This window comes from Geitlerinema sp. PCC 9228 (assembly GCF_001870905.1).
Lineage (GTDB): Bacteria > Cyanobacteriota > Cyanobacteriia > Cyanobacteriales > PCC-9228 > PCC-9228.
In genome coordinates this window covers 1-11,084 of record NZ_LNDC01000121.1, presented here as the reverse complement: position 1 = coordinate 11,084, position 11,084 = coordinate 1, and the positions used below count along the sequence as shown (strand labels likewise).

Here is an 11,084-nt window from a genome sequence, read left to right as displayed (position 1 = left end):
CCGCGAAAGGTGTCATGACCGAAATAACGGAGTCTGCTACGAGACCAAGGCTGGACGAACCGAACGCAATCGACACGAATGTCAATTTTTGTCCAGTGATTGGGTTAGTTTTTCCAGCTGCACGCCAGGAATGTATTTTTCGATCGCTTCGCCAACCAGCAACCCACAAATGCCAAAACCCAAACCAAATGCCATAATGGTCAGTTGTGGGTTTTCGTACCAGGCAATGTGCGGGTCGATTTGCGTAGCCACCAGCATCACCACCGAAGCGATCGCACTCATGACCAAAGCCAAACGCACGCTTGCCCCCGTAAAAGCATATTTACCGGCTCTAGCAAGCAAATACGACAAAAAGGGAATCCATACCGTAGACACATAAACCGCGTAAAAGCAAACAATTAAATCCACAATAGAATTGCCCTGCAAAGCCACAAGTAAGCCCAAAGCAGCATTGGCAGTGGAAATAAACAATTTGCTGGCGTTGGAGTCGGGAAATACTTGAAAATCCAATATAGTCTTGGCTTGCACCCGCAAGACATTACTTCCTACCCCCAAAGCAGGCACCAGCAACGAGAGAATCAGCAACTGACCGCCAATCGTATCGATGCCACCCCCTAACCAGGATAAAATCCAAGGAATGGTTTCCTTGCCATCCAAACCGTTGGGTAACACGCCCAAACTTTGCGCCGAAATTACCACCCCAGAAGGCAGCAACGACAGCAGCAACAACCACACCGCCGCCAGGGAACAACCCAGATACAGAGTGCGAACAGTTTTTGCCTGCACGACAAATTGCTGGTATTTCATGTCAATCAGCACCAGCAAGACGGTAGAGAGAAAAATTCCGCTAAACGAAGGCAAGCTGATTTCTTGCAACGCCGGTAGCAAAGCCAAAGGTGCATGGAGGTAGTCGGCAACCCCGTCGAGTTTTTGCAAGGCAAACAGCAAAGCCAGCAAGTTGAATCCCAACAGGGTGCGAAACAGCCAACTGGCTTTGTTTACTGGCAGCCAAGAAATCAGCAAAACCGTAGCGGTTAAGCCGATGGTGCTGGGAAATACGGGAAATCCCAACACTTTTAGCAGGAAAGCACCGGCAATAATTTGTACGGCAAAAATGCCAATTAGCGACAGCCAGCAGGTGAATCCCACTAGAATTTCGACCAACTGACCGTAGCGTTTTCCGAGTAAAGTCCAAATTGGTTCGATTTCTTGCCAGTAAAATTTGGCGAGAAATAGCAAAACGATGGTGCCCACCGCTAGAGAGATGGGATACAAACTCCCAGCCCATCCCCAGGTGAGTGCTTTTTCTGCAGTTCCTAAAATAAAGCCCAACCCGTAGTGGGCAGAAACCAATAACGCAGCTAGTGCAAACGAACCAAGTCTTCTGTGTTCTGTCTCTGTTTGAATCACAGCCATCCCCATATCAACAGAATCCAACCAACCAAGATTGGCTATTTGTTTCAGAATAACGTGCTGTTGGGTGTAGATCTACCGAACTCAAGATTTTCTCTGGGATCGAGAACAAAAAATGACGCGATCGCAGCGATCGCGCCTGGGGAAATTTGTAGACAATTCATGACATGCGCCCGTGGGCTAGCTGGTTTGCGAAGGGGGGCAAATCAAATCGTAGAGCATGCTATCGCGTACGAAATTTAAGGCTTTTTGAAAACCAGCGCTAACAAAATCTAAATCTTGGGAAAGCTCTAGCAATCGTTGGGCGTCTAAATAAATATCTGGGGTGGGATATTTTTGTAAAAATTCTAACAGCGAAATTTTGCCATCATCGCTCGCCGAGAGCACAATAGCAGCGCGTAACGCTTGAATTTCAGCTTCTCGGGATTTGGGATGTACTACATTGCCAATATTAAACAAGACAAATTCTCCCAAAGGATGGTTGAGAGAGTTGTCTAAAAATTGTAAATCGGCATCTACTTCTTTGGCAAAGATTTTCCGCATGGTTTCTTTGTCGATATCGGCAACGCGGATAATATCTTGCAAGCCAGTAGAAGCTTCTCCTGTTTCCACTAAGGTGGCAATTTCGCTAATTTCAATGGAACGATTGATAGCCCCGTAGGTGATTACCAAACGCTCGGAAGCTACCCCGCGATCGCTGGGAAAAATTGTCAGGGCAACGGTGGTGGCAAACGCTACAATCGCCAGCGCGATTGCCCCAATGGTACGAGATTTTTGACGAACCCAAGAAGGCTGCTTTCTCTGCTTGAAAAATTGCATAAACAAACTCCATCTAGAAATTCCCAACAACCAATCTATGTCTATCGGTTTGGGAAAAAGTGCAACCCGCGCTGGCGGCTAACAATTTTTTCGGGAATTTTCTCCATATTTTCTGGCGATCGCGCTGTGGTTTCTCCATTGCAAACCAAAGGTTCTAAAAATTGATCCACAAACGCTACAAATTCCCGCACGTCTTCTGCGATAAATCGGATATCTTCGTATACTTTGGTTAGCCTCGGACCTTGCACGTAAATCAGGCGTTCGGGAAATTCTTCCATGACTTCCAGCAGCGATAGGGTTCTATCTTCAGCCGCTACAATTAGGGTTTCTGCTAGGGCTTGAATGTCGCTTTCTAGATCGCTACTGATAATTTCGCCAATTTGCCGCAATACAAATTCGCCAATGGAACTGTTGAGAGCCCTTTCTAGAAAATCCAGGTCGATGTTTTCGATTTGTAACTGCAAGGCACGACGCAAATCTTCCAAATCCTGCGTTCTCAGTTCCAGACGGGTTCTAAAAACTTCTGGAATATCTCCGTTTTCTACGAAGTCTTGAATATCTTCCAGGGAAACCGTTTCCTGCTGGCTGCCGTATTCAAAAACGATGCCCTCCGAAGCTATGGCTGTCTCCGGAAAAGCAAAAGAACTCGCTAAAATTACTATCGCGATCGCGACTATTTGTCCAAGCAAAGACTGCCATTTTTTTCGGGCAAAATTAATCAGCGATCGCACTTTTTTTGGTGGTTGAGAAAACCAAAACAAAACTTTTTCTACCATGGGAAAATACTGACTGCAAACGACAGAGATATTTTACCACAAACTCAGGAATCGAAAAAAATAAAATAAATATTTACGTAATGTTCTTAATAAAATGCAAGAGATGATAAAGGAAATGGTACTATGTTTTGATATAGAGAAATTGTCCTTAACCTCCCAGAAAAATAAAATTAGATAAATAACATAAGAGCCAACACTCGATAAGTATTTTTTATACATATCCATATTTCTATATTTTTATATCTCCTTTGATTGCTGGATAAAAAACAAATAAAAAAGCCTCTCAATGTAGGGTAAAATCAAAAAGAAGCTTTCCTGGAAAACGTACCTTTATGGATTCCTCCCTGCTGTATCCAAGTTTGGTCACCATGGCAAGTCTACTGGTGTATTACGTTCTTACTTTAAATGTAGGTCGTGCCAGAGCCAAGTATCAAATCAAACCCCCACAAACCACCGGCAATCCCAACTTCGAGCGTGTATTGCGCGTACAGCAAAACACCATCGAACAGATGTTGATGTTTTTACCAGCGCTGTGGATATTCTCCAACTATGTTAGCTCGATGTGGGGGGCCATTTTGGGTAGCATTTGGATTATCGGGCGCATCGTCTACGCCATCGGCTACTACCAAGCCGCCGAAAAGCGAGGATTGGGCTTCGGCATCACCTCGTTAAGCACGCTCGTTTTGTTGGTAGGTGCTTTAGTCGGTGTTAGTTTATCGATTGGCAATTCCTTAAGCGGTTTTCAGTTTTAACCCAATCTTCATCATGCTCCCAAGACGTTCTCCTACCATAGGAGTTCCCACGGGCAGAAATATACCGAGCATGGAAAGTACCATTTCTGATTTTCGCCCACGCTCGGTACGCCCCCACACGCCCCCTCACCGCCGCACCAACCGCTGCCAAAGCTCCTGACGCCACTGCCGATCGCGCTTGCGATCGCACTTCACCTCCAACACCCGCATCCCCGTCACCGGTAGGGAAGCAAAAGCCGCCTCAAACTGCGACCAGCTGCGAATTTCTTCGTAAGCAACCCCGTAGGCAGCACACAGCTGGGGCAAATCCACCTGCTGCGGCATGGCAAACAGTTGCTCAAAGGGCGGTTCAAATTGGGAAATGGGGAGCATTTCAAAAATGCCACCCCCTTGGTTGTTGATGACCACCACCGTCAAATGACCCGAGAGCTGTTTGTGCAGCAAAAATCCATTGGTATCGTGCAGCAAGGCCAAATCGCCGGTTAGCAACACGCCGGGCAAATGTCGGTGTGCCATGCCCAACGCCGCAGACAAAGTGCCGTCGATGCCGTTGGCACCGCGGTTAAAGAAAGGCTGAATGCCCAAATTGTTGGGGGGTCCAAAACATTCCCAATCTCGCACAGGCATGCTGTTGGCAACAAATACAGGCGTGCGCGGTGGCAATACCCGATGCAGCAACCAAGCCGCTTTGGGTTCTACCATCTCCTCCACTGCCGCCAGTTCCCCATCGAGCATTTGACGCATTGTGGCTTCCCAACGACACCAGGTTTGGCAGTAGGTAGTGGGGGCACCAAATGGGGCGGTTTGATTGTACTGACAAAAATAATTGCTCAGGGAGACCACATCCGTGTGTAGGGGAATACTCTGACCGTGCAAGGCGTCGAAATTGCGATCGCGTGCGTCTATCACCCAGCGTTGGTGGGGCACCCCCGCCAACCAATTGCGCAGGGTCTTACTGACCGGCAGTTCCCCCAGTTGCAGCACCAGTTCCGGCACCAATTCCCGGGCGCGTTCTCGACTGCGCAAAATCGCATCGTAGGTGGAAATTAAGTAGGGATTGTCAGCGGCGTAGTGACGTAGTGGCGAAATCCCATCTGCCAAAACAGCCCAGCCCAAACTTTGCGCCAGTTTGCCCACCGCCATAGCATATTGACGGGGATTGGCAGCTTGCACCCCCCCGACCACAATCAAACCGCGATCGCACTGGCACCAGCGATCGAAAATTTCGCTCATGGCTGCCGCCTCCGGGATAAAGCGCCCGCTGATGGGGAAATGAGAGGGCAAGTTGGCAAAAAAATCCTCTTGCAGTTGGTATTGCACGGAAACCGGAGAAAAAGCATTTCCCGACTCCGACACCGGCGGCAGCGGATCGCGTAAAGGCACGTTGACATGCACCACCCCAGCCACAGGAAATAGCGATCGCTGGTAAGCATGCACCACGGTTTGCCGTAAGTAGCGCAACATACCCAACTCTGCCACAGGCGTTGCCAATTCTATCTGCCAGTTGGGATAGCTACCGTAAAGCTTCACCTGGTCGATGGCTTGCCCGGCGCGGCACTCGCGCAACTCCGGGGGGCGGTCGGCAGTCAGCACCAACAGGGGGGTTTGGCTTTCGGCGGCTTCCACCACGGCGGGATAGTAGTTGGCAGCTGCAGTGCCAGAAGTGCAAACCAAAACAGTCGGTTTGCCAGTTTGTCGGGCAATCCCCAGAGCGAAAAATCCGGCGGTGCGTTCGTCAAGCACGGGCAATACTTCTATCCCCGGATGGGCTGCCAGTGCCACCGCTAAGGGAGTAGAGCGCGACCCTGGAGAAACAACGGCGTAGCGCGTTCCTAATCGTTGCAGCGTTTCCACCAAGACCGACGCCCAAACTGTGTTGGTATTGCGAAAATCTACCGTCATAGGTGTTTGCTTTTTTCGGGGTTGGGGAGGGTTTTTTGAGCAGCTACGGGCATGCGCCAGCCGGTGCCAAAGGCGCGATCGGTGACTTTTAGACCTGGCGGGGCTTGGCGGCGTTTGAATTCAGCTTTGTTGGCAAGGTTTATGGCTTTGTCTACCACCTCGGCGGGCAAACCAGCCTCAACAATGGTTTGGCGGGATTGGTGTTTGTGAATGAAGCGGTCTAGGATTTCATCGAGAATTTCGTAGCTGGGTAGGGAATCGCTGTCTGCTTGATCGGGTTTGAGTTCGGCACTGGGGGGTTTTTCTAAAATATTTTGGGGAATGATTTCTGCGGCTTGGGTGTGCAGGCACCGTTCGCAGTTGCTTTGCCAGCCAGTTGCTTGCTGTTGGTTGAGCCAGTGGCATAGGGCGTAGACACGGGTTTTGGGCACATCGGCGATGACGGCTAGACCACCGTTCATGTCTCCGTAGAGGGTGCAGTATCCTACAGCCATCTCCGATTTGTTGCCGGTGGAAAGCAGCAGGTAGCCGAATTTGTTCGACAGCGCCATGAGGAGGTTGCCGCGAATCCGCGATTGCAGGTTTTCTTCGGTAACGTCTTCGCCCAAGCCAGCAAATACGCCTTTCAAGGAGCGGTCGTAGGCTTCCATGATGCCGGCAATGGGCAGGTGGTGGGTAGCGATGCCCAGGTTTTGGGCGCACTGGGTGGCGTCAGTGACGGAGCGATCGGAGGTGTAGGGGGAACTCATTAAGACACCCACCACGTTTTCGGCACCGAGGGCACAGGTGGCGATCGCGGCAACGAGGGAGGAGTCAATCCCCCCGCTCAAGCCCAATACTACTTTTTGAAAACCGCACTTGCGCACGTAATCTCGCACCCCCAAAACCAAGGCCGACCACAGTTCCGCTTCTTCGCTGGCAGGAAAGGCGTTGGTGGTTTGGCTAGTGAGCTGTTGGTTGGTGGAGTTAAATTCTAAAAAGAACAGTGCTTCGGTCATGGCGTTGCCCCGGGCTACGGTTTTGCCCGTGCGATCGAAGGCTAAACTGCAGCCGTCAAAAATTAAGTCGTCGTTGCCGCCCACCTGATTGGCGTAGATAATGGGGCAGCGGTAGCGTTGGGCGCTGTGACCGAGCATGGCTTCCCGCAGTTTGGGTTTGTTTAAGCTATAAGGGGAAGCAGATAAGTTGACGATGAGATCGACGCCTTGGTTGGCTAAGTCTTCGATGGGATTGCACGGATAGTGGCGCTTACCCCAAAATTGCTCGTCGTTCCATAAGTCTTCGCAAATGGTGACGCCAATGCGGATATTGTCTAGGTTTAAACAGTTACTGGTTTTGCCGGGGTCGAAGTAGCGTTGCTCGTCAAAGACATCGTAGGTGGGAAGCAGACGTTTGTGAAAGGTGGCACCAATTTCTCCGTTTTGCAACCAAGCAATGCTGTTGAATAAAGGTTTGCCGCCGCTGTCGGCTTGGGGGTTTTCGGTGGCAGTGCCTACCAAGACGGCTAGATCGCTGGGGAGTTGCCGTGCTAGTTGTTGCAGTTCCCGGTGCATGGCAGCAATGAAGTCGGGATACAGCAGCAGATCTTTCGGGGGATAGCCGCACAGGGAAAGTTCCGGTGTCAGCAGCAGGCGTGCGCCGTTTTCGGCGGCGGTTTGGGCTCTGGTGAGAATTTTTTGGGCGTTTCCTGGTAGGTCGCCGATGGTGGGATTGAGTTGTGCGATCGCAATTTTCATTCGGAGATTCCTAAAGGTTCTTTGCTGGTGGGGCGGTTCAAGGAATAAAAAAGCAAGAGATTATTAAACAAACACCAAGGGTTTGTCTTTGTAAGGGGCAAAGGCAGCGCGGTCAAAACGATACAGAGTGGCTGGTCTGCCGGCACCGCGGGAGGTTTTTAACCCGGTATCTTGCAAAAAGCCCAATTTCAGCAGGCGGGAACGAAAGTTGGAGTAATCGGAGAAGTTTTCTCCTAAAACTATGGTGTAAAACTGATACAAGTAGCTGAGAGTGAAGGATTCTGGTAATATTTGAAAGGCAATGGGACTGTATTCTAATTTGTTGCGCAGGCGAGCGTAGCCATAGTTGATAATTTTATTTTGATCGAAAGTGAGGGTTGGTACTTCGGAGAAAATATGCCACGCCAGTTGGCAGTCTTGGTTAACTGGCGTCAGAGCTTGGGGCTGGTTTCCCCCTAGCAGTGCCAAATAGCTCACGGAAAGGTATCGTGCCCCATGCCCTTGCCCCGCTTGGGGACTGTGTCTGTTCGGTTCGCCAAAGGTATATAATTGTTCCAAATATAAGTTTTTGGTTTGGGTGGTTTTCCATAACAGAGAGCGGGCAGCACTTTCGGGGGATTCGCTAGCACCTACCAAAGTACCTGGTAAGTGCCAGTTGGGAGCATCGCTGGCTGCGGTAGCGGTTTCGACAAACTGGTGGCTCGCTGCCCCCAGCAAAACCAACAAGCGACTGGCGCTCATGTCAACGGTAAAGATAACTGCGTCTACCCCCACTTGAAACCCAGCGGGGGTAGGTACCGAACGAATGTCATGGGAATTTGACATGGATGGAATAGACGCGCTGGAAGAATTACACACCGCAGAGTTAGCAAGGCTCATACAGGCGTTCTCGATGGATGTATTCGGCGATGGGTTGGGGAACGGCGTTGGGGTCTTTGATTTGCCGATAGGCGGTTGATGAGGTATCGGGAATTTCCATATGCGCGATCGCAAGGCGCGCTCCCATTTGTTTGAGGGTTTCTACCTCTTTCTCTTTAATGGGATATCCAGCTCGGGGAACCACCAGCAATTGTACCTTCTGGAGAAATTCCTCTACCCGATACCACCGTGGCAGCTGTTCTAGCAAATCCGAACCCACAACAAAGGTGAAATCGGCATTTGGCCAAATTTGCTCGGCTCTCTCAACGGTCAGCAAAGCCCGGGAACTGCTTAACTCGGGATGGTAGCCGATGTTGCCTTGGGCATTCGGTTGGTGGCGCATCACATCGTGAATCACCAGCTGCAGCATGGTTGCACGACGTTCTAAAGGCGTTTGGTGGGATTTGAAAGGATTGTCAGATGCCCAAACTGCTACCCAGTCAAAGTTGGCTGCAAGCTGGTGCAAAATTTCCCGGTGAGCAATGCTAGGCGGATCGGCACTGGTGCCAAACAGAGCAATTTTGGTGGTTCTATCTTCCATAAAAGGTACCTATGAACCTACTGGCGACAACTTCAAAAAACTTCAAAAAACGATGTAAAAAAAAACGAATACTATGGGCTTTTGCCCAGCTTCTGTTTCAGCGATGGCGAAATGGTGCCCATGGTTTCGGGATTGGTCAGTTTTCTTACATTGGAAGGAAGACTGTTTACTGAGGCTGTGGTCCGTTTGGCGATCGCCTCGATGTTGGCTGGTTCTTGCATCCGATTTCGGTCCCTCATTACCAATTGTAACAACGGCTGTTCGTTGGCTTGGGGAGCTTCTGACATCAAGCCCAAGCGATCGCTGTGCAATAATTCTCCCTCGTAACGGCGAAATATCTGTTTGCGCCCGGGGTAGGTGGTTTTATCAGGGGATAGTTTGCTGACCGCAAGGCCATCAATTTCTACCAATTTGTAAACGCCATTGAGCGCGTTGCCAGAAACCAATTTGGTACCGATGCCGTAGCCATCCACTTGCGCACCACTGGCAAGCAAACGGGCAATTTCCCATTCGTCAATGTCGCCGCTGGCTAAAATCGGTACTTCTGGCAAAAGCGATCGCACTTGTTGCGACAAGGATACCAAATCCCCCGAATCAATACGTACGCCGCGCAGTTCTATTTCTCCAGTTCGCAAGCGTCTGGCTAGCTCTTCGGCTGCTGCTACGGTATCGTAAGTATCGATGAGCAAGGAAGCTCCGGGAAAATAGTGGTGAAAGGCGGAAAATGCTTCGTACTCGCTGCCGCGAATGGCAGAAATCGCCATCACCAACGAATGCGCCATGGTGCCTACCGGTTTGCGCCCCAACTTAAATGCTGCCAGCACGTTGGAAGTGGCATCCAAACCAGCAGCCAAAGCCGCACGCGCCGCCCACAGGGAAGCTTGGGGGCTAAATGCCCTTCTGGTGCCAAACTCCAGCATCATCGCTTCTGGACCGGCAACATCCCTCATGCGCGCCGCACGGGTGGCTACCAGCGTTTGGTAGTTAATGGTGTTCAGCAGGAACGTTTCTACTAATTGGGCTTGCCACAACGGCGCTTCGATCCGCAGCAAAGGCTGGTTGGCAAACACGACACTGCCTTCGGGAACTGCCCACACATCCCCCTGCCACGGCTTTTGCAGTACTTCCCAAAAGCGATCGCTTACCCCCTCGAAAATACCGGTTTCTTTCATTGCCGCAATTTGTTCTGGGGAGAACTGGAGATTTTCCAAATAATCCAGTGCCTGCTCCAATCCCATGGCAATGAGGTAGCCATAGTTTTTTGGTAAATGTCTGACGAATAATTCAAAACTTGCCCGATACTGCTCGATTTGTTCCCCTACATAGCAGGCTGCCATGGTTAGTTGGTACAAATCCGTTAGCAGGCTGTATTCTGAATTTCCAGATGGGCAAAGGTTGCTCATCGATTCGTTTTCGTACATAGTGTGCTTCCCACTGCCAGTGCTTAAAGTTCGTTTCCCCGGACGATATTGCGACGACCTGCCATATATTGCGTTTTTTTAAATTATAGTGATTTTCACCAAAATGTCTATAGGGGGACTGGCGATCGGTTTGCTAAGCTTACTGAGCTGGGAAGATGGGAACAGCGATCGCTGCAAATAATCTCCCTGGAGATGGCCGGAAAATTTGCCGGTTAGGTATTGTTAACCCTACCTATCCATTTTTTATACGCTATAAATCTTTTAATACAAAACCACATTTCCATCGTCGGGTGGGTACTACCCTACAAAAATGTTTATCGAGCGTTTCCTTTTTCAAGGGTCGCCCTTTGCGAAACGCCCCTCGTTGCTATCCGATTGGTTTTTAAGCAACGAAAGAAAAAAGCGAAATTTTTTCCCACTATTTCCCCAAATATGGTATTTTATTAGTAGACACTTTTAGATAATGGGAACAGATGCGATTTTCAAATTGAAGAAAATATTCCCATTATCTAAATTATAGGTCAAAAGTTCTCCAAAATCAATCCCCAGTCGCCAAAAAAATTTCACTTTTCCCATTGTGCGATTTCAAAGCCAAAATCTAGGGAACCGAAATCCGTACGGGCAACACCCGAAAAATTTCCCCAAGCTAGAACCTCTTGTAGTGCTTTTTCCCACTCTTGTATATAAAATGTGGTTTGTACAAATCAGATTTGGTACGAGAACAGACTAACCAAATCACTGAACATTAATTGACATCTGTGTTAATTGTGTTCGGTTAGTCCAGTCTTAGCCTCTTAGCGGGCTAC

General features: G+C 49.5%; 9 protein-coding genes. 1 reads left to right on the top strand and 8 read right to left on the bottom strand.

The genetic code is table 11. The annotated features are described in order from the left end of the window. Nucleotides 1-81: 81 nt before the first annotated feature. The 3 genes from AS151_RS13020 to AS151_RS13010 all read right to left on the bottom strand — a co-directional run bounded on the left by AS151_RS13020 (nucleotide 82) and on the right by AS151_RS13010 (nucleotide 3,008). Nucleotides 82-1,416, bottom strand: a complete 1,335-nt coding sequence (locus AS151_RS13020) for a hypothetical protein (RefSeq protein ID WP_071517497.1) — start codon at nucleotides 1,414-1,416, stop codon at nucleotides 82-84. Between the two features lie 177 nt (nucleotides 1,417-1,593). Next, the gene (locus AS151_RS13015) at nucleotides 1,594-2,232 is read right to left on the bottom strand and encodes an alpha/beta hydrolase (RefSeq protein WP_071517496.1); all 639 of its coding nucleotides are present in this window, start codon (nucleotides 2,230-2,232) and stop codon (nucleotides 1,594-1,596) included. Between the two features lie 41 nt (nucleotides 2,233-2,273). Next, nucleotides 2,274-3,008, bottom strand: coding sequence for an alpha/beta hydrolase (locus AS151_RS13010; protein ID WP_071517495.1), 735 nt, complete (start codon nucleotides 3,006-3,008; stop codon nucleotides 2,274-2,276). A gap of 368 nt (nucleotides 3,009-3,376) precedes the next feature. Here AS151_RS13010 and AS151_RS13005 point away from each other — a divergent pair, with 368 nt between their 5' ends. Beyond that, the gene (locus AS151_RS13005) at nucleotides 3,377-3,760 is read left to right on the top strand and encodes an MAPEG family protein (RefSeq protein ID WP_244533000.1); all 384 of its coding nucleotides are present in this window, start codon (nucleotides 3,377-3,379) and stop codon (nucleotides 3,758-3,760) included. A gap of 126 nt (nucleotides 3,761-3,886) precedes the next feature. On the opposite strand, the gene menD is transcribed toward AS151_RS13005, so the two are convergent. The 5 genes from menD to AS151_RS12980 form a co-directional block, all read right to left on the bottom strand. Next, entirely contained in the window at nucleotides 3,887-5,662 is a 1,776-nt protein-coding gene (menD, locus tag AS151_RS13000) for a 2-succinyl-5-enolpyruvyl-6-hydroxy-3-cyclohexene-1-carboxylic-acid synthase (RefSeq protein ID WP_071517493.1), read from the bottom strand. Continuing rightward, nucleotides 5,659-7,398, bottom strand: a complete 1,740-nt coding sequence (locus AS151_RS12995) for an NAD+ synthase (protein WP_071517492.1) — start codon at nucleotides 7,396-7,398, stop codon at nucleotides 5,659-5,661. The genes menD and AS151_RS12995 overlap by 4 nt, the downstream gene beginning before the upstream one ends. Nucleotides 7,399-7,461: 63 nt before the next feature. Then, entirely contained in the window at nucleotides 7,462-8,223 is a 762-nt protein-coding gene (locus AS151_RS12990; RefSeq protein WP_071517491.1) for an NUDIX hydrolase, read from the bottom strand. A gap of 40 nt (nucleotides 8,224-8,263) precedes the next feature. Beyond that, nucleotides 8,264-8,857: a nicotinate-nucleotide adenylyltransferase gene (locus AS151_RS12985; protein WP_071517490.1), complete on the bottom strand. Its 594-nt coding sequence runs from the start codon at nucleotides 8,855-8,857 to the stop codon at nucleotides 8,264-8,266. A gap of 71 nt (nucleotides 8,858-8,928) precedes the next feature. Then, nucleotides 8,929-10,278 (bottom strand): nicotinate phosphoribosyltransferase, encoded by a 1,350-nt coding sequence (locus AS151_RS12980; protein ID WP_071517489.1) that lies wholly within the window; start codon nucleotides 10,276-10,278, stop codon nucleotides 8,929-8,931. Nucleotides 10,279-11,084 lie beyond the last annotated feature (806 nt).